The sequence below is a fragment of the Pseudomonas putida genome (assembly GCF_028682175.1).
GTDB lineage: Bacteria > Pseudomonadota > Gammaproteobacteria > Pseudomonadales > Pseudomonadaceae > Aquipseudomonas > Aquipseudomonas putida_AD.
The window spans coordinates 1-19,156 of the sequence record NZ_JANHKS010000075.1 but is presented as its reverse complement, the minus strand read 5'-3'; the positions used below and the strand labels follow the sequence as shown (position 1 = coordinate 19,156).

Here is a 19,156-nt window from a genome sequence, read left to right as displayed (position 1 = left end):
CCGTGCTGCTACGGGGCGGGGTAAACCATCAGGTAGCCGTTATCAATTCTCCGATGATGCCACGCGCCTCTCGCGTTTCATCTGCATCACCAGGGTAAACCGGTCATCGGGATACACCGTCTCCGACACGGCAATCAAACCACCCTGATCGTCGCGGTACTGGCGGATGATGTTCAGCCCCAATGAGCCCGCCGCCGCATTCAAACGGGCCGCCAGGTCGGCATTCAACTGCACTGGCCGCACCTGCTGATCCACCGCATCGATCCGCCGCCCGAACTCCCGCTCGATCAACGCCGCGATCAACTCGCCAGGGCACTCCTGAGCCAGAGGAATCACGCTGGCATAGACCTCATCGGCGTACACATCCGTCCAGCACAACGGCGCGTGACGCTGGCCGACATCGACCTTGATGCTCGACATACAAAAGCAATGCGAACCCGGCTCCAGCCCCAAACGCCGGGCTTGGGCAATGTCCACCACGAAGTGCTCGACCTGCTGCACATCGCGGATATGGGTCTCGGCCACATGCACCAGATCCGCCACCGACGCCAGCGACTGCGAATAACCCCCGCTGGGCGTGGCCGCTTCGACACGGGTGCCGACGCGTTTGCGGCGCGACACCATGCCCTGGTTCTGCAACTGGGTAATGGCCGCGCGCACGGTGTGGCGGCTGACCTCGTACAACTCGCACAACTCGAATTCCGTCGGCAACAGTGAACCCACCGGATAGCGGCCGTTACTGATGCCTTCCATCAGATCCCTGGCGACCACGGCGTAACGCGTTTGATTGATGCCTTCCATCGAGCTCTCCCAACGACGAGTTGACAGTGTATCAGGGCAGGGGGTAATAATTATGTACGGACATAATAAATATGTACGGCCAATAACAACATTTGGGACCCTCTCCATGTCCACTACCGTTTTTGATTCCGCCCTGTTCCGCGACATGTTCGGCACCGCCGAGATGCGTGAAGTGTTCTCCGACAAGGCGCTGATCGAGCGCTATATCGAAGTCGAAGTCGCGCTGGCCCGCGCTGAAGCCCGCTGCGGCGTGATCCCTGCCGAGGCCGCTGAACAGATCGCTGCCAGATCCACCTTCGAATCCCTTGACCTTGCGCTGATGCAGCACGAGACCGAGATCGTCGGTTACCCGATCCTGCCGCTGGTGGAGCAACTGTCGAAAACCTGCGGTGAGGCCGGGCGCTACGTGCACTGGGGCGCCACCACCCAGGACATCATGGACACTGCGGTCGTGTTGCAGGTCCGTGCCGCGCTGGCGCTGGTCGAGCGTGACATTCAGGCCGTGCGTGGCCTGCTGGCCGGTCTTGCGCAGAAGTACCGCGACACGCCGATGGCGGGTCGTACCCATCTGCAGCACGCCTTGCCGATCACCTTCGGCTATAAGTGCGCGGTGTGGCTGAGCATGTTCGACCGCCATGCCGAGCGTCTGGTGGAGCTGCGTCCGCGGGTGGAAGTGGGGCAATTCGCCGGCGCGGCGGGCACTCTGGCCTCGCTGGGCGACAAGGGTCTGGAAGTGCAGGAAGCGCTGATGGATGAACTGGGCCTGGGCGTTCCGCAGGCGACCTGGCACGTGGCGCGCGACGGCCTGGCCGAAACCCTGAACTTCCTCGGCCTGGTCACCGCATCCCTGGGCAAGGTGGCGCTGGACGTCATGATGATGATGACCAGCGAGCTGGGCGAAGCCTACGAGCCCTTCGTCAAAGGCCGTGGCGCCAGCAGCACCATGCCGCAGAAGCGCAACCCGATCTCCTGCGAGCTGATGTACGCGGCGGCCAAGGGCGTGCGCCAGCAGGCGGGGTTGATGCTCGATGCGATGATCCAGGATTTCGAACGCTCCACCGGACCCTGGCAGGCGGAATGGATTGCCATCCCTGAAGCCTTTGCCTTGAGTGCTGCCTCGCTGGGCCAGGCGAAGTTCATGCTCGCCGGCCTTGAAGTGCGCCCGGAGCGCATGCTCAAGAACCTCAACATGACTCAGGGTCTGATCGTCGCTGAAGCGGTGATGATGGGCCTGGCGCCGGCCTTGGGGCGCCAGTTGGCCCACGACGTGGTGTACGCCGCCTGCCGCGTGGCCAACGACGAAAACATCAGCCTGCTCGACGCGCTGGTGGCCCAGGGCGCAGTCACCGAGCGCCTGGACCTGGCCGAACTGCAACGCCTGACCGACCCCTGCAATTACCTGGGCCTGGCGCCGCAGATGGTCGATCGCGCGCTGGCCCGTGAAGGTTCGGTCAAGCGCTGACCGGTTGAACCGGGCCTGCCAGGTTGCAGGCCCGGTGTTTCGCTATCTGTGCCCGATAAAAACAATGAGAGCGCCAACATGTCTTCTACCGGTAAAAAACCGTTCTACCGTGACCTGACGTTCCAGGTCGTCGCGGCCATGGTCCTGGGCATCGCCTTTGGCTTCATCGCCCCGGAAACGGCGGCCAGCTTCAAGATCCTCGGTGACATCTTTCTCAAGCTGATCAAGACCGCCGTCGCGCCCCTGGTGTTCTTCACCGTGGTGCACGGCATCGCGTCGGCGGGGGACATCAAGCGGGTGGGCAAGGTCGGCCTGCGTGCGCTGATCTACTTCGAAGTGCTGTCCACGGTGGCGCTGGCCATCGGCCTGATCTGGGGCAACCTGCTGAACATCGGCTCGGGCATGCACGACGCCCATCCGAGCAGTGCGACCGCTGCCGCAGCCAGTGCCGCCGTCGCCAAGGGCCATGGCCCGGCATCGACCATGGATTTCATCTACGGCATCTTCCCGGACAACTTCGTCGGCGCGTTCGCCGGTGGCCAGTTGTTGCAGGTGCTGGTGATTTCCGTGCTGTTCGGCTTCGCGCTGCTGGCGCTCAAGCCCGAGCGTCGTGAAGTGATCGAGGACGGCCTGACGCGAATCTCCGAGTGCTTCTTCGAGTTCATCAACCTGATCATGAAGTTCGCCCCATTGGGTGCCTTTGGTTCGGTGGCTTACGCGGTGGGCAGCAACGGCACGGCAGTGCTGATGTCGCTGGCCAACCTGGTGCTGATGTTCTACGTGGCGATCTTTTTCTTCATCTTCGTGATTCTCGGCGCGGTGTGCCGGTTGTCCGGCTTCAGCCTGTGGCGCTTTTTGCATTACATCAAGGATGAAATCTTCATCGTGCTGGGCACGGCATCTTCGGAAAGTGCGCTGCCGCGCCTGCTGCAAAAACTGGAGAAATTCGGCTGTTCCAAACAGAGCGTCGGCCTGGTGCTGCCCACCGGTTATGCGTTCAACCTGGACGGCACCTCCATCTACATGTCCCTGTGCGTGCTGTTCATCGCCAATGCCTATGGCGTGCCTCTGAGCTGGGAGCATCAACTGGGGATCATCGCGATCATGCTGGTCACCTCCAAAGGTGCAGCGGCGGTGTCTGGCGGCAGTTTCGTGGTGTTCGCCGCCACCGTCACGGCGGTCGGCGTGCTGCCTGCCGAAGGGCTGGCGCTGCTGTTTGGGGTGTATCGCTTCATGTCCATGGCGATTGCCACCTGCAACACCATCGGCAACAGCGTCGCCACCGTGGTGGTCGCCAAGTGGGCCGGGGAGTTTTCCGAGCAGACCGCTCGCGAGGAATACCGCCGTGAACTGGGCCGTGCGCCGGGGGCTGCGCTATGACCGGCACGCGGATCGAAAACGATGCGTTCGGCCCGGTGACGATCCCGGCCAATCGCTACTGGGGCGCGCAGACGCAGCGTGCCCTTGAGGTCTTCGGCAATCACGGTGAGCGTTTCGCCCCGGCGTTGATTCACGCCTTCGGCTTGCAGAAGATTGCCGCTGCGCGGGCCAACCAGCGCCTCGGCGTGTTACCTGAGGACATGGCCCACGCTATCGAGCAGGCGGCGCAACGGGTGGCGGCGGGGGAGTTCGATGAGCATTTCCCGCTGACGGTCTGGCAGACCGGTTCCGGCACCCAGACCAACATGAACGCCAACGAGGTGATCGCCAACCTGGCCAATCTGACGCTGGGCGGCGAGCTGGGCAGTAAACACCCGGTGCACCCCAACGATCACGTCAACCGTTCGCAGTCGTCCAACGACAGCTTTCCCACGGTGATGCACCTCTCAGCCACTTTGCAGTTGCGCGACGCTCTCTTGCCCGCCTTGAGCGAGTTGCGCGATGCACTGGCGGACAAGGCTCAAGCCTGGGCCGGCGTGTTGAAGATAGGTCGCACCCACATGATGGACGCCGTGCCGATGACCCAAGGCCAGGCCTTCGATGCCTTCGCACGGCAGATCGGTCATGGCGTCGACCGTCTCCAGGGCTGCCTGCCGCGCTTGCGCGTATTGCCCCAGGGCGGCACGGCGGTGGGCAGCGGGTTGAATGCGCCAGCGGGGTTCGATCAGGCGTTCTGCGAGGAATTGAGCCGAATCACCGATGAGCCGTTCAGCCCCAACCCGAGCAAGTTCGAAGGCATGGGCACCCATGACGCGCTGGTGGAGGTCTCGGGGGCGCTCAACGTATTGGCCGTGTCCCTGAGCAAGATCGGCAATGACATCCGCCTGCTGGGCTCGGGTCCGCGTTGCGGTTTGGGGGAGCTTCTGTTGCCGGACGACGGCCTGACCTCATCGATCATGCCCGGCAAACGCAACCCCACTATCGCCGAAGTGCTGGTGCAGGCAGCCATGCAAGTCATGGGTAATCACACCACTATCACCGTGGCGGGGGCGTCCAGCGCCTTCGAGCTGAACGTGGCCAAGCCGGTGCTGATCCACAACCTGTTGCAGTCCATTGGCGTGCTCGCCCATTGCGTCGGGATCTTTACCGACAAGCTGGTCAAGGGGCTGGAGGTCAATCATCGGCAACTGGCGGCCAACCTGGAGAACGCACTGCTGATGGCCACCGTGCTCAACCCGCTGCTGGGCTACGACCGCGTCGCGCAGATCACCCGCAAGGCCGCAGAAGAAAGCATCTCGCCCAAGGCCGCAGCGGTGGCGCTGGGGTTCATCACAGCCGAGGAATATGAGCGGCAGGTGAGGCCGGAATTGATGGTCTGAACTGAAGGGTTTGGGTGTAATCACCGGCCCCTTCGTGGGCAAGCCCACTCCCACAGATTAGAAGTCGTGCCGCAACTGATCGGACACCCCCGAACACTGTGGGAGCGGGCTCGCCCGCGAAGACTGAGCCCCTGCCGCAACACATATGGTGGCCCACCGGGCCCCGTCGTGGGCAAGCCCACTCCCACAGATTAGAAGTCGTGCCGCAACTGACCGGACACCCCCGAACCCTGTGGGAGCGGGCTCGCCCGCGAAGACTGACTCACTGTCGCAACACATGTGGTGGCCCACCGGGCCCCGTCGTGGGCAAGCCCACTCCCACAGAGTGCGCCTAGGTGTAGTGGACTGCGTTGTGTAACGAGCTCGGACCGACTGGGACAATAGTCAGTCCCCCTCAGGCAACCAGACAGCATCCCACAATGGGTAGTCTCCTATGCGTCGCACCAAGCCCGCCCTGAGTGGGTTGGCCACAATGTAACGAGCGAAATGGATCAGGTCGTCTTCATACCTCACAGCGATATCGTGATAACCCGGCCGCCAGATCCTTCCTTGGCGGCCGGTCACCTTGTTGACAGCAATGGCTGTTCTTGATTTGACCCGCCTTACGATATCCGGCAGCGATCCTGTCGCCAGTTCGACCAGCCAGTGAAAATGGTCAGGCATGACGACCCATGCCAGAGATTCAATGAGCCCCAGCGCCTCTGCTTCCCGCATTTCCTGGACCAACAGCCTGCCTAATCGCAAGTCTGCAAAATCCTGGCGATGACGCTCCAGGCGAGAAGTGACCAGATACATTCCGCCCACTGCGGAAAAACGACCGGTCCGCAGACGATGTGACTTTGATTTTCCAGTCATTTGCAGTTCTCCAACCCACATTGCAAACGCCAATCTAGTCCGGTCATAGAACGCTGATGCAGAGCGTGTTTTGCCTGACGTTTCCGGGTGAGCAATCCCCTGTGGGAGCGGGCTCGCCCGCGAATCGGAGTCACTGTCACAAGATATGTGGGGCCTGATAGCACCCTTTCGTGGGCAAGCCCACTCCCACAGTTCTGCGTCGTGCGCCGACTCGGGACCACCCGAAAACCCGTAGGAGCTTAGTGTCGGAGCCTGCAGGTAATGACTGAACTCCTGCCACGCCCCCGAACTCTCAACCCAGAGACCACCGGGGCAGGGATCGGGCATGAATAACACCGGCACGCTGTTCGAAACCGATCTGCCTGCGCGGCTGGACCGGTTGCCGTGGGGGCGGTTTCATACGTTGCTGGTGTTTGCGCTGGGCATCACCTGGCTGCTCGACGGCCTTGAGGTGACCCTGGCCGGGTCGGTGTCCGGGGCGTTGAAGGAAAGTCCGGTGCTGCACCTGAGCAATGCCGACATTGGCCTGGCCGGTGGCGCGTACATTTGTGGCGCGGTGCTGGGGGCGTTGTTTTTCGGTTGGCTGACTGACCGGCTTGGGCGGCGTAAACTGTTCTTCATCACTCTGGCGCTGTACATCAGCGCGACGGCCGCCACGGCGTTTTCCTTCAGTCTGTGGAGCTTCATGCTGTTTCGCTTCCTCACCGGCATGGGCATCGGTGGCGAATACACGGCGATCAATTCCACCATCCAGGAATTCACCCCGGCGCGCTTTCGGGGCTGGGTCGACCTGACCATCAATGGCACGTTCTGGATCGGCGCGGCGCTGGGGGCCGGTGGTTCGATTCTGTTGCTCGATGCGAACGTGGTGGGCGGCGATCTGGGGTGGCGTTTGTGTTTCGGCATCGGCGCGGTGCTCGGGCTGGTGATTCTGCTGATGCGCCTGTGGCTGCCGGAAAGCCCGCGCTGGCTGCTGATCCATGGGCAGGCCGAGGAGGCCAGGACGATCGTCGAGGGCATCGAGCAACGCTTTCGCGAGCAAGGCCACGTGCTCAAGGCGCCCGAAGGGCCGCCCTTGCGCCTGCATGCCCGGGATCACACACCACTCCGGGAAATCTTCGACACGCTGTTCAATGTCTACCGGCAACGGGCGCTGGTGGGCATGACGCTGCTTACCGCCCAAGCGTTCTTCTACAACGCGATCTTCTTCACGTACGCCCTGGTCTTGACCGAATTCTATGGCGTGCCGTCGGCCTCCATCGGCTGGTACGTGCTGCCGCTGGCCTTGGGCAACTTCTGCGGGCCGCTGCTGCTGGGACGGCTGTTCGATGTGGTGGGGCGGCGGGTGATGATCAGCCTCACCTACGCGGTGTCGGCGGTGCTGCTGAGTATCAGCGGCTATCTGTTCGAGCAGGGCCTGTTGACGGTCACTCAGCAGGCCATCGCCTGGATGGTCATTTTCTTCTTCGCTTCGGCGGCGGCCAGTTCCGCCTACCTGACCGTTGCCGAAACCTTCCCGCTGGAAATTCGCGCATTGGCGATTGCGGTGTTTTACGCCTTCGGCACGGCGCTGGGCGGGATCGTCGGGCCAACCCTGTTTGGCGAGTTGATCGACAGCCACCAGCGCGGGCCGGTGTTCATCGGCTACCTGGTTGGCGCGGCGTTGATGATGTTGGCGGCGGCGGTGCAGGCGATCTGGGGCGCGGCGTCGGAGCGCAAGTCCCTGGAGCAGGTGGCCCGGCCGTTGTCGCAGGCCAGGGATTGATTGATGCGGTCTTGAGGACGCCCCCGCCGGCAAGCCGTGCTGCTACGGGTTACCTCATGCCCACGAACACCGCGGACCCGTAGCAGCCGGGCTTGCCCGCGGGATGGCCCCTGAGAACGCCGCCGCAACAGAGCTGTGTGTAGTCAGTTTTCTTCAATACCCCCAAACCCCACCCCTTTAACCTCTGGCTCATTCAATGAACGGAGTGCAGAGTGAATGAACCTGATGATGTCCATGGCCGCCTTCGCGCTGGCCGCGTCGATCTCCCCTGGCCCGGTGAATGTGGTGGCCCTCAGCAGCGGCGCGCAGTTCGGGCTGCTGGCCAGCCTGCGGCATGTCCTGGGGGCGACGGTCGGCTTTGTGCTGTTGCTGGTGTTCACCGGCTTCGGGCTGCACGAAGTGTTGCGTCAGTACCCGGTGCTGACCGACATCATTCGCTGGGCCGGTATGGCGTTTCTGGTCTACCTGGCCTGGAAGCTGGCGCTCGACGACGGTCGCCTGGACGTCGACCAGCCCACCCGATCTCCCTCGTTCTGGCATGGTGCTCTGATGCAGTGGCTCAACCCCAAGGCGTGGCTGGCCGCCGTGGCAGGGATGGGGGCGTTCGTCGCCGATGGCGAAGGGCGGTTGATCGGGTTGTTTGCGCTGATCTATTTCGTGATCTGCTACCTGTCGGTGGCCTGCTGGGCCTACGCCGGCGCCTTCCTCGGGCCCTGGCTGCGCAGCCCGCAGCGCATTCGCACCTTCAACCGCAGCATGGCTGCCATGCTGGCCGGGTGCGCGGTGTCGCTGTTGTACGTCTGATCACTGGCGGTATTGGCCGGGCGTGGCCGCCAGGTGTTTCTTGAACACCCGCTGGAAATGCGCCTGGTCGGCAAAGCCGTTCTGCTGGGCGATATCGGCGATTGCCTCGCCCTCGCGCAGTTGCCCTTGGGCATGCTGGATGCGGCGGTTGATGAGGTAGGCGTGGGGCGTCATGTGGTAATGCTGCTCGAAGGCACGAATCAGGTAGGCCTCGGACAGGTTCGCCACCTGGCAGATGTCCTCGAGCCTCAAGGCTTCGAGAAAGTGTGCGTTGATGTAATCAGCCGCACGCTCAAGCCTGGCATTGACCTTCTTCAGCGGCGCGTCGCAATCGCCCAGGCGCTGCTGCATCAGGGTGAAGAAACCAATGGCCGCCTCGTGTTTCTGCAGGGATTCCAGTGCCGGATCGATCAACACCCCGTGCAGCGCCAACAACCCGCCGTACAGTTCGGGATCCTCACTTGAGATCGGCGACAGCGGCCGGAATCCCTCCACACCGCAAGCCTGTTGCACCCGGCCCAGCCACTGCGCATCGACGTACAGCATGACGTAGGACCATGGCTGGTCATCGATGGGATTGCAGGCGTGGACATCCCCCGGATTCATCAGCACCAGGGTGCCGGTGCGGATGGTCTGGGTGGTCTTTTCGTGCAGGTAGGTGCTTTGCCCGGCGGTGATGGCGCCGATGGAAAACACTTCGTGGGAATGGCGCGAGTAACAGACTTTGCGCCCGTCGGCGATGGAGCGGGCTTCGATGAAGGGCAGGGCGGCATCCCTCCAGAACACCGGGGTTGCATCGTTGCTTGCCGGGTTCTGGAGGGGCATGTCAGGTCATCCTTTGCTGCGCGTGCAGCTGCTGAAAATGTCCAGCGCGGGCTGGTATTCGGTGGTCGAGACGCCGAGCAAGCCTAGCACCGAATGGAACAGGTAGTCATGGCTCAGGTCCGGCTGATGCTGTTTGGCGGCCAGGCACGCACGGTCGACATTGGCGTCTTCCAGTGTCTGGTTGCCGAACCACATGACCATCGGCACGTGGGTCTGGGCACTCGGCGCGATGGCGTAGGGCGCTGCATGCAGGTAGATGCCGTTTTCGCCCAGGGATTCGCCGTGGTCCGACACGTAGATCATCGAGGTGTCGACCTTGTCCTGGTTGCGCTTGAGCAACTCGATGGTCTGCGCCAGGAAATGGTCGGTGTAGAGGATCGTGTTGTCGTAGACGTTCTTCAGCTCGTCAGAAGTGCAACTGCCCAACTGGTTGGTGCGGCACACCGGGGTGAAGCGCTCCATGGTCTTGGGGTAACGGTCGTAGTATTCCGGACCATGGCTGCCGTCGGAGTGCAGGACGATGATCGCGTTGTCCGACAGGGTATCGATGTACTCCTGCAAGCCCACCAGCAGCGATTCATCCAGGCAGTTCTGGCCGTCGCAGAAGGGGCTCTTCTGGGTTTTCGGAATATCGCTGTGGGGCACGCGCAGGCAGGTGCCCTTGCAGTCGCTGTTGTTGTCCAGCCACACCACCTTCAGGCCCGCGCGCTGCAGCATGTCCAGCAGGCCCTCGTAGGTCTTGCCTTTCTTGTCGCTGTAATCGGTGCGCGGAAACTTGGAGAACATGCACGGCACCGACACGGCGGTCGAGGTGCCGCAGGAGGCCACCTGGGTGAAGTTGAGAATGTCCTGCTTCTTCAGTTCCGGGTTGGTCTCGCGCTCATAGCCGTTGAGCGAGAAGTGGTCGGCGCGGGCGGTCTCGCCCACCACGAAGATCATCAGGCTTTTCTTCGGACGTTGCCGGGCCTGGGCCGTGAGGGCCGAATCGGCGCCTACGGTCTGGATCTTCACCGCCTCCTTGATCGCCACGGTCTGCTTGGTCAGTTTGCCGATGGCGTAGATGTAGTTGGTGGGGTTGATGAAGTGGGTCAGCTTGTCTTCATCGCGGAAGATCGGCGCGTAGGTCGAATAGAACGGGCCAACGGATGCAGCGATTACCAGCACGCAGCCGATGCACACCAGCACCTTGTTGACCAGGCCCGGCAGCACGCGGCGGTAGGTCACCGGCCACAGCCAGATCAGGGCGATGGGCAGCGCACCGAGCAACAGCAGGTAGACGAACAGCTTGCCGCTCACCAGGGCCTTGGCTTCGCCGGGGTTGGTTTCCAGCACGTTCTGCATCATCACCGTGTCGATGGTGATGCCATAGCTGTTCATGAAATACGCCGCCGCCGCCGAACACAGCGCCACCAGGCTCAACACCGGCTTGAGGGTTGGCCGGAACGAGAACGGGGTCAGCAGCAGGGTGATTGCCGCCCACAGGAAGATCGCAAAAGAGGCGTAGAACGCCGCGACCTTGATGCCTTGCAGCTGGGTCAGGCCGACCAGCGCGTGCCAGGTGGCCAGGTTGTAGAACACCACCATGCACAGGGAAAACAACATGACCAGGCGGGTAGAGGTGACGGGTTTGAGCCTTGAACGCATTTCCATATAAAGCACTACTCGAAGCACAGCCTGCACATACGTGGCATCGAACCTGTCCGTGGGATCGGCACGTCAGACAAACCTGTCATGGCAGGTGGGGGTGGTTAAGGGCGAGGATCGCGCGGAGTGTTTCAAAATATTTGTGAAGAATTTGTGAATCGAGCGTAGTCCAGCAACCCGGTCCTGCACTGTTTTTTGAAAGGCAGGTTGTGTGCGCAGGGCTTTTTGCTAGCCTGCGTGGGAAGCTATTACTCTGATATCACCGAAGCCAAGGAGGTTGTGGATGAAACTCGTCGGTATGCTGGATTCCCCTTATGTGCGGCGTGTCGCGGTCAGCCTGGCACGCATGGGGATCGCTTTCGAGCATGAGCCGGTTTCGGTGTTTCGCGGCATGGAGCGCTTTCGCCAGATCAACCCGCTGATCAAGGCGCCGACCTTCATCACCGATGACGGCACGGTGCTGATGGAGTCGAGCCTGATTCTGGATTATGTCGAATGCTTCAAGGGGCCGGGGAAGGGCTTGATGCCCACTTCACTGGCCGAACGCACCCGGGTCCTGCGCCTGTCGGGGCTGGCGCTGGTGGCCTATGAAAAGGCTGTGCAGATCTACTACGAGCGTAATCTGCGGCCAGAGCAAATCCAGCACGGGCCTTGGGTGGAACGGGTCAGCGAACAGTTGAAGACCGCCTGCGCCGAGCTCGAGCGTGAGCTGCGCGAGCAACCGCCCAGTGCCGGACCGGACATCGGCCAGGACGGCATCAGCATTGCCGTGGGCTGGAGCTTCATTCAGCTGGTAGTGCCGGATCAGGCCAGTGCCGACGAGTACCCGTTGTTGGCGGCATTCGCAGCCCAGGCGGAACAGTTGGACATCTTCAAGCGCTTGCCAATGGTCTAGGCTCTGCACGAAAAGTCTTGATACTCGGTCATGCTGCGTTGAAAACAGCCTCGGAATGCTCATTTACAACCCGTAAACTCCGCTTCCTCGGCTGTTTTCGCCTTGCCTTACCTTCGTCTCAAAACATTTCGTACAGAGCCTAGCGCTGTGTCTATAAAGCTTTAAAAAGGGCCATAAAAAAACCGCTGTCACCTCAAGGGCGACAGCGGTTTTTTTGTCTCGGCGCCGCTTACTTGCTGTCAGGCAGCGCGTAGGCGATCACGTAGTCACCACGGTCGGCCGACTGGCGAGCGCCACCGGCGGTGATGACAATGTACTGCTTGCCGGTCTTCGGCGAGACGAAGGTCATCGGGCCGCCCTGGCTGCCCACCGGCAGGCGGGCTTTCCAGGCTTCTTCACCGTTGGCGCTGTTGAAGGCGCGCAGGTAGTAGTCCTGGGTGCCGGCGATGAAGATCAGGCCGCCTTGGGTGGAGAGGGTGCCACCCAGCGTCGGCATGCCGATCGGCAGCTGCATGTGCATCTTGATGCCCATGGGGCCGGTGTCCTGCACGGTGCCGACCGGCACTTGCCAGGCGATCTTCTGGGTCTTCATGTCGATGGCGGTCAGGGTGCCGAAAGGTGGCGCCTGGCACGGAATGCCGGCTACCGACAGGAAGCGGTTCTTGTTCACGGCATACGGGGTGCCCTTGAGCGGCACCGCGCCCATGCCGGTGTTCAGTGCTTCGCCGCCGCTGGAGGCCTTGGCGTCTTTCTGCTGCGGCACCATCTGGCTCCACAGGCCCAGACGCATGTCGTTGACGAAGATGAAACCGTGGACCGGGTCGGTCGACAGGCTGCCCCAGTTCATGCCGCCCAGCGAGCCCGGGAAGCTCAGGGACACGTCAGTACCTGGCGCTGTGTAGAGGCCGTCGTAGCGCATCTTCTTGAACGAGATACGGCACAGCAGCTGGTCGAACGGCGTGGCGCCCCACATGTCCGATTCGGTCAGGGTCTGCGCGCCGATTTCCGGCATGCCCACCGATTTCGGTTGAGTCGGCGAATACGGCTCGTTGGGGATGTTCGACGGCTTGACCGGCACTTCCTTGACCTCGGTCAGCGGCTGGCCGGTGTGGCGATCGAGCACGTAGATCTGACCGGCCTTGGTGCCGATCACGACGGCCGGAACCTTGCTGCCGTCCTTTTTGGTGAAGTCGATCAGGCTTGGCTGCATCGGCAGGTCGAAGTCCCACAGATCGTTGTGCACGGTCTGGTAGACCCACTTCTGCTCGCCGGTGGTGGCGTTCAGGGCCAGCACGGACGCGCCGTAGGTGTGGTCGAGCTGGGTGCGTTCAACGCCGTAGATGTCGGTGGACGAGCTGCCCATCGGCAGGAACACGGTGTTCATCGCCGGATCGTAGGACATCGGCGCCCAGCTGTTCGGCGTGCTGCGCACATAGGTGCTGTCGCCTTCCGGGGCTTTCTTGTCTTCAGGGTTGCCCGGATCGAACGCCCAGCGCATTTCACCGGTGACCACGTCAAAACCGCGAATCACGCCGCCTGGCATGTCGGTCTGCACGTTGTCGGCCACACGGCCGCCCACCACTACGGTGGTGCCGGCCATCAGCGGCGCGGACGAGAGTTGGTAGTAGGAGTCCGGCACCTTGCCCAGGCCGGCTTTCAGATCGACCTGGCCGTTGTCGCCAAAGCCTTTGCACAGCTCGCCGGTGTCGGCATCGACCGCGATCAGGCGTGCGTCGATGGTGTTGGTCAGCAGGCGACGCGTGCAGTTGGCGCCTTCAGGCACGGCAACCGGTGCGGCGGGAGTGCTGCCATCGGTGGGTTGCGCAACGGCGGCGGTGGCGTCGAAGTACGCCAGGCCACGGCAACGCTGCCACACGGCGGACTTGGCGTTGGTTTCGTGCTTCCACAGCTCTTTGCCGGTGTCGGCGTCCAGCGCGATGATGTTGTTGTGCGGGGTGCAGATGAAGACTTTCTCGCCGATCTGCAGCGGGGTCATCTGGTCTTCGGCACCGTTGCCGTCGCTGATGGCCACGTCACCGGTGTGATAGGTCCAGACCGGCACCAGTCTGGACACGTTGCTGCGGTTGATCTGATCCAGCGCAGCGAAGCGGCTGCCACCTTCGTCGTTACCGTAGTGGGCCCAGTCTTTCTGCGCCTTGGCCGGGTCGACCTTGGTCAGTTCCGGGCCGTTGCCGGTTGGCGACACCGAGGCGTGAGGCTGGAACATGCCCCAGAAACCGGCAGCCATGGCGATGGCGAGCACGCCGCCCAGCGCGTAACCACCCACGCCGCCAGGCAGGCCGTTGGCCTTGCGCAGGGTCGGGTAGACCAGCGCCACCAGCAGGCTCAACACGCCGAGGGCAAACAGGCGCGACACCAGCGGCCAGAACACCAGGCCTGCATCGGACACCGCCCACAGCAGGGTCAGCACCATGACGGCCGCGAACAGCCAGGCACCGGCAACGCGCCCCTTGAACAACAGGAATGCCGATGCGATCAGGCCAAGACCGGCAAGCAGGAAGTACCAGCTGCCACCGAGGGTGACGAGGTAGCCGCCACCTGCTGCGAAAAGTAATCCAAATACCAGCACGCCAAGTGCGACGACCCAGATGGGCCAGCGACTGACGGATGCCGAAGGGCGAGACGTAGTCATGTTGCGTGATCCTGCTGACGTTGAGCGTCGTGCGAACGCTCTACGAGGGTGGGAAGAACGGTTTTGCAGTGCGAAGACCGCATGCGCCGGGAGGCGAAGGGGGTGGTCACACAGGTAATTAACCAGTTAGTTAATTGCCTAACTTTAGCAAAAAATCCGTGCCCTGCGGCAAATTGTCCTCGTAATCGTTGGATAAACACTGTTGCTTATGGCGTAACAATCGGTCATGCAGGCGCATGTGTTCAGGGATTGTCATACCGATTTACCTGTTGATTGGATATTCAACGTGACAGTCCCGCGCCCTAGAGTGAAGTTACCGATTCCCTGAGGCGAGCCGCCATGACGTCAGAAGTGCAACTCCGAGCCTTTACCACCGCGCCTGATCTTGAGACCTGTTTCGAGCTGATGAAGGTGCTGCGACCTATGCTGGTCTCTGCCGCACAATTTGCCGAACAGATCGTCCGGCAGATGCACCAGGACTACCAACTGCTGGGCGCGGTGCAGGATGGCAAGGTGATTGGCCTGATTGGCTACCGCAATCTCGAAAACCTGCTCTACGGGCGTTTCATCTACGTCGATGACCTGGTGGTCGACCCCTCGGTGCGTCATCTGGGCCTGGGTGCTCGGTTGCTCGACAGCGTCCGTGAGCAGGCCATCGTTCAGGGATGTGCGCATCTGGTGCTGGACACCGGGCTGCACATGCCGCTGGCCCAGCGGTTCTATTTCCGCGAAGGGCTGCTTGCCAGGGGCATGCACTTCGTCCAGCCGCTGCAAGGTTGAGGGGAGGGGATAACGTGCACCAAGTGTTGATGATCAACTGCAGCCCCCACGGTAGCCAGTCGGCGTGTTACCAATTGGCAACCGAGATGATTCAGGCGCTGCGGCATGGGCATCCTGAGATCCAGGTCGTTGAGCGCGATCTGGTGGCCGATCCGCTGCTGCCCGTGGGGCCGGCCTACGCCCACGGGATCCTCGATGGGCACGCTGACGATGATCCTGCGTTCGAACAATCCGAGCGGCTGATCGTCGAGCTTGAGCGCTGCGACCTGTTGCTGATTGCCACACCCATCCACAACTTCACCCTGCCAGCGGCCTTGAAACTGTGGATCGACAACGTGGTGCGTATCCGCCGTACCTGCGATTCCGGCCCCAGGGGCAAGGTAGGGCTGCTGGCCGACCGACCGGTCTATATCCTGGTCAGCTCCGGTGGCAGTCATCGCGGCCCCGCGGCGCGTCAGCCTGAGTTCCTGACCTCCTACCTGCGCCATGTGCTCGACAGCGTTGGCCTGTGCGATGTGCATTTCGTCTATCTGCAGGGGACGATTCGCGGCCGCGATGCAGTCAGTGCGGAACTCGAAGCGGCGCGGCGGCAGTTGGCGTTCGAGCCGTTGTTTACGCAATTGCAGCACGCCGAGGCGGCCGGTAGTGGTTCACGGCGTGCGGATTTCAATCTGAACCAACCTTCGCACCTGACACCCAATGCCTGAGATCATCCAAGACAGGATGTTGAGTCATGACCAAGCAGCAAATCACCGAGCTGTATCGCGGCTACATCGATTGCCTCAACCGGCAGGCCTGGCCTGAGCTAGGCCGCTTCGTGCATCAGGAGGCGCAGTACAACGGGCAACGCATCGGCCTGTCAGGGTATCGGGAGATGCTGGAAAACGATTTCCGTGCCATCCCGGATCTGCGCTTCGTGATCGATCTTTTGATCGCGGATCCACCGCACATCGCGGCGCGGCTCTGTTTCGATTGCACGCCTGTAGGGGAGTTGTTTGGCTTGCCGGTCAACGGCAAGCGGGTGAGCTTTACCGAAAACGTCTTCTATGAAATCCGCGACGGGCGCATTGCCCAGGTGTTTTCGGTGATCGACAAGGAGGCGGTCAGGGCGCAGATCGGAGACGACTGACCCTGACGACGTGAACAGTACTGCCGCAAGCGGTGGCGCCAGGCTCACTGCGCTTGCTCTATGGTCCACTTCACCTGCGAGCTGCGGCCAATGAATTGGGTCGGAACAAACAGACCATAATCCGCAAGATAGGCGTAGGCCATAACACCCGTGCCCACGTCGAAATGGTCTCCCGAACAGTTCACCAGCTTGGCATCTCCGGACAGACCCGCATAGAGCGTACTGGCGGGTTGCTGCGATTCCACGTCGCAGATGAACGGGGTGTCGATCAGTGCGTTGGCTTTGCCGTAGCGCGGAGCAGGCGCCTGCACGGTGTATTGCAGCTTGGCGCCCACGGGCATCGCGGCCCAGTCGCCGGAAAACCGCAGGCCGGTGATTGCCGTTGTGCGTACGGAAATCCTGTCGTCAACCGAGCGCAGCGCTGAGCTTTGTGCAAGTTCGATCAAGCCGCGAAAGGTGATTTGGCGAAGCTGGTACTGGCGACCCCGGACGTTTTCAGTCAGTTGCTTGCCAGGCTGCGCAGGTACGTAGCTCATGCTGCGTGCCAGGCGCCCCCGGCCTTGCTCCTCCTGCCATTTGCCGAAAGCGAACTCCCGGGCAGTGAGTTTCAGTTTGCTCAGGCTTTTTTCCGGCGCTGGGAGGTGAAGGCTGTCGATTGCGCTGGTCACGGCGGGAGCGACCTCAGGCGTTGGCAAGTCGAAGAACTCTTGCCTGGCTTCCTGATAAGCGGCGCGAGCGGCCAGTGCCTGTGGCCCCGCGCAGGCGGCGTCGAGCAACTGACGATCTTCGGCGGGCAGGCTCTGGCTGGACAGCGGTTTGAGTTCGCTTTCCACGCTGCCTGATATCACGCGCTTGAGCGGGCTCAGCTTGAACGTGCTCAGGGTGGTGAGGCGTTGCTGGGTGCAATCGGCAAGCAGTTGCCTGCGTACCTGGGACAGGACGTGGGTGTTGTCAGGCAGCAGCTCTTCGGTGGACAACACCCGCGCGGTCCAGAATGTCACGTCGCCTGCGTTGCGCGAGACACTGGCCTGGTCGATCAACTGCACGTCCTGTTGGTCGGTGGTGCTGATCACGCGCCAGTCTGCGGCGGCAGTCTGGGCGCATATCTGTTTGAACTGGGTGCTGCCCAGGTACTGCTCGCGCTGCGGATCTGGAATCTCCAGATAGTGTTCAAGGCGCAGGATATTGAAATCGGCGAAGGGCACCATGCCTTTGCTGGTGCCGTAGGCCATCCGCACGAATGAGCGACTGCAATCGACATCGAAGCGGCTCAGGTAGCGTGGTGTCTGTCCCTCAGCCGCGACGACCATGTAAGTCACCCGCGTGCCTTCACGCACAATCGAGGCAGGCAGAGGCTGCTCGTTGATGACGCTGCTGAACACGGTGGCGCCGGGGGAGGGTTCGGATTTGGTGTACGACGTGGCACTGTTGCCAGTCGGGCCAACGGCCTGGCATCCGGCGAACATCAGGGTGAAACCCAGCAGGGGCAAACGGCAAGCGCGATACAGCGTGGCATCCATGCAGAAATACTTTGTGGTGGGGAGGTACTGGCACTTTAACTTTTATCGGCACTGCGGGACACCCTTGCAACGTGACGAGCGCCGGCCGGACGCGGTAAGGTTCGCTCACGTATGCAAGGGGGCTGGTCGACAGCCCTGAACTGCTCGCGCTTGTGCCCGGTCTCACTTTCTCTTCCCCCTGTTATTCACCGCGCGGCGAGACGCTGCCGTGACTCAATCAAGAGGTTCGTTTCATGACCAAAGCTGCCTACGTTCCCCCCAAGGTCTGGACATACGAGGCACCGTCCGGTGGCCAGTTCTCGAGCATCAACCGCCCGGTGGCCGGCCCCACCCACGAAAAGACCCTGCCGGTGGGCAAGCAGCCGTTGCAGCTGTATTCCCTGGCCACGCCCAACGGGGTGAAGGTCACCATCATGCTCGAAGAGCTGCTGGCCCTTGGGCACAAGGGCGCGGAGTACGATGCCTGGCTGATCAAGATCGGTGAGGGGGATCAGTTCTCCAGCGGTTTCGTCGAGATCAACCCCAACTCCAAGATTCCGGCACTGCTGGACCGCAGCGTCGAGCCGCCGGTGCGGGTGTTCGAGTCGGGCTCGATCCTTTTGTATCTCGCGGAAAAGTTCGGCGACCTGCTGCCCAAGGCGCCGGCTGCGCGTACTGAAACGCTCAACTGGCTGTTCTGGCAGATGGGTGCGGCGCCGTATCTGGGGGGTGGTTTCGGGCACTTCTATGTGTACGCGCCGGAGAAGATCGAGTACGCCATCAACCGCTTCACCATGGAAGCCAAGCGCCAACTGGACGTGCTCGACCGCCGCCTGGGTGAGAGCCGTTACCTGGCGGGCGATACCTACACTATCGCCGACATCGCGGTGTGGTCATGGTATGGCCAGGTGGCCTTGGGCAACGTGTATTCGTCCGCCGAATTCCTCGCCGCCCACGAGTACACCCACGTGCAACGCTGGGCCAAGGAAATCGCCAAACGCCCGGCCGTGATCCGTGGCTTGCGGGTCAACCGTACATGGGGCGATGAAAGCAACCAGGTGCCTGAGCGGCACCAGGCTTCGGATCTGGATTGACATGACGAATATCTGTAGGAGCGCGCTTGCCCGCGAAAGCGGTGAATCAGGCGCCATCGAGGCGTCAGGGCTGACGCCTTCGCGGGCAAGCGCGCTCCTACAGCTTATCGGTGCACCCTCCTGATTTGAGACCGCCCCGATTCCGTAGCAGTCCGGCTTGCCGGCGTCGGCGTCTTAGATCGGAAGAGCAC

The 19,156-nt window shown here is 62.0% G+C and carries 16 protein-coding genes; 10 read left to right on the top strand and 6 right to left on the bottom strand.

The annotated features are described in order from the left end of the window. Positions 1–42 precede the first annotated feature (42 nt). Positions 43–792, bottom strand: coding sequence for a GntR family transcriptional regulator (locus NPS29_RS27420; protein WP_274136581.1), 750 nt, complete (start codon positions 790–792; stop codon positions 43–45). 115 nt (positions 793–907) lie between these two features. On the opposite strand from NPS29_RS27420, the gene NPS29_RS27415 reads away from it, so the two are divergent. The 3 genes from NPS29_RS27415 to NPS29_RS27405 all read left to right on the top strand — a co-directional run bounded on the left by NPS29_RS27415 (position 908) and on the right by NPS29_RS27405 (position 5,022). Continuing rightward, on the top strand, positions 908–2,263 hold the full coding sequence (locus tag NPS29_RS27415; RefSeq protein WP_274136580.1) for a class-II fumarase/aspartase family protein: 1,356 nt from the start codon (positions 908–910) through the stop codon (positions 2,261–2,263). Positions 2,264–2,341: 78 nt separating this feature from the next. Further along, on the top strand, positions 2,342–3,643 hold the full coding sequence (dctA, locus tag NPS29_RS27410; RefSeq protein WP_274136579.1) for a C4-dicarboxylate transporter DctA: 1,302 nt from the start codon (positions 2,342–2,344) through the stop codon (positions 3,641–3,643). Next, positions 3,640–5,022, top strand: coding sequence for a class II fumarate hydratase (locus NPS29_RS27405; RefSeq protein ID WP_274136578.1), 1,383 nt, complete (start codon positions 3,640–3,642; stop codon positions 5,020–5,022). Before dctA ends, NPS29_RS27405 begins: the two co-directional genes overlap by 4 nt. Before the next feature lie 384 nt (positions 5,023–5,406). Here NPS29_RS27405 and NPS29_RS27400 read toward each other — a convergent pair whose 3' ends face one another. After that, the gene (locus NPS29_RS27400) at positions 5,407–5,877 is read right to left on the bottom strand and encodes an REP-associated tyrosine transposase (protein ID WP_274136577.1); all 471 of its coding nucleotides are present in this window, start codon (positions 5,875–5,877) and stop codon (positions 5,407–5,409) included. Positions 5,878–6,202: 325 nt separating this feature from the next. On the opposite strand from NPS29_RS27400, the gene NPS29_RS27395 reads away from it, so the two are divergent. Together NPS29_RS27395 and NPS29_RS27390 are read left to right on the top strand one after the other, a co-directional pair. Beyond that, the gene (locus NPS29_RS27395; protein WP_274136576.1) at positions 6,203–7,642 is read left to right on the top strand and encodes an MFS transporter; all 1,440 of its coding nucleotides are present in this window, start codon (positions 6,203–6,205) and stop codon (positions 7,640–7,642) included. 216 nt (positions 7,643–7,858) lie between these two features. Next, a complete protein-coding gene (locus NPS29_RS27390; RefSeq protein ID WP_274136575.1) occupies positions 7,859–8,446 on the top strand; it encodes a LysE family translocator in 588 nt (195 codons plus the stop codon). Here NPS29_RS27390 and NPS29_RS27385 read toward each other — a convergent pair whose 3' ends face one another. Together NPS29_RS27385 and NPS29_RS27380 are read right to left on the bottom strand one after the other, a co-directional pair. Further along, positions 8,447–9,271, bottom strand: a complete 825-nt coding sequence (locus NPS29_RS27385; protein ID WP_274136574.1) for an AraC family transcriptional regulator — start codon at positions 9,269–9,271, stop codon at positions 8,447–8,449. It abuts the gene before it with no gap. A 6-nt stretch (positions 9,272–9,277) separates the two neighbouring features. Beyond that, positions 9,278–10,921 carry a phosphoethanolamine transferase gene (locus NPS29_RS27380; protein ID WP_274136573.1) on the bottom strand — a complete coding sequence of 548 codons (1,644 nt, stop codon included), beginning with the start codon at positions 10,919–10,921 and terminating at the stop codon, positions 9,278–9,280. A 277-nt stretch (positions 10,922–11,198) separates the two neighbouring features. On the opposite strand from NPS29_RS27380, the gene NPS29_RS27375 reads away from it, so the two are divergent. After that, positions 11,199–11,810 (top strand): glutathione S-transferase family protein, encoded by a 612-nt coding sequence (locus NPS29_RS27375; protein ID WP_274136572.1) that lies wholly within the window; start codon positions 11,199–11,201, stop codon positions 11,808–11,810. Positions 11,811–12,039: 229 nt separating this feature from the next. Here NPS29_RS27375 and NPS29_RS27370 read toward each other — a convergent pair whose 3' ends face one another. Next, the gene (locus NPS29_RS27370) at positions 12,040–14,463 is read right to left on the bottom strand and encodes a glucose/quinate/shikimate family membrane-bound PQQ-dependent dehydrogenase (RefSeq protein WP_274136571.1); all 2,424 of its coding nucleotides are present in this window, start codon (positions 14,461–14,463) and stop codon (positions 12,040–12,042) included. A gap of 339 nt (positions 14,464–14,802) precedes the next feature. Between NPS29_RS27370 and NPS29_RS27365 the strand changes: the two genes are divergently transcribed. The 3 genes from NPS29_RS27365 to NPS29_RS27355 are packed head-to-tail and all read left to right on the top strand — an operon-like array spanning position 14,803 to position 16,372. Continuing rightward, positions 14,803–15,243, top strand: coding sequence for a GNAT family N-acetyltransferase (locus NPS29_RS27365; protein ID WP_274136570.1), 441 nt, complete (start codon positions 14,803–14,805; stop codon positions 15,241–15,243). Positions 15,244–15,257: 14 nt separating this feature from the next. Beyond that, positions 15,258–15,950 (top strand): FMN-dependent NADH-azoreductase, encoded by a 693-nt coding sequence (locus tag NPS29_RS27360; protein ID WP_274136569.1) that lies wholly within the window; start codon positions 15,258–15,260, stop codon positions 15,948–15,950. 26 nt (positions 15,951–15,976) lie between these two features. After that, positions 15,977–16,372, top strand: a complete 396-nt coding sequence (locus NPS29_RS27355; RefSeq protein ID WP_274136568.1) for an ester cyclase — start codon at positions 15,977–15,979, stop codon at positions 16,370–16,372. Positions 16,373–16,416: 44 nt separating this feature from the next. Here the strand turns inward: NPS29_RS27355 and NPS29_RS27350 are convergent, their stop codons facing one another. Continuing rightward, positions 16,417–17,892: a surface-adhesin E family protein gene (locus NPS29_RS27350; protein WP_274136567.1), complete on the bottom strand. Its 1,476-nt coding sequence runs from the start codon at positions 17,890–17,892 to the stop codon at positions 16,417–16,419. 233 nt (positions 17,893–18,125) lie between these two features. Here NPS29_RS27350 and yghU point away from each other — a divergent pair, with 233 nt between their 5' ends. Further along, a complete protein-coding gene (yghU, locus tag NPS29_RS27345; RefSeq protein ID WP_274136566.1) occupies positions 18,126–18,965 on the top strand; it encodes a glutathione-dependent disulfide-bond oxidoreductase in 840 nt (279 codons plus the stop codon). Positions 18,966–19,156: the final 191 nt, after the last annotated feature.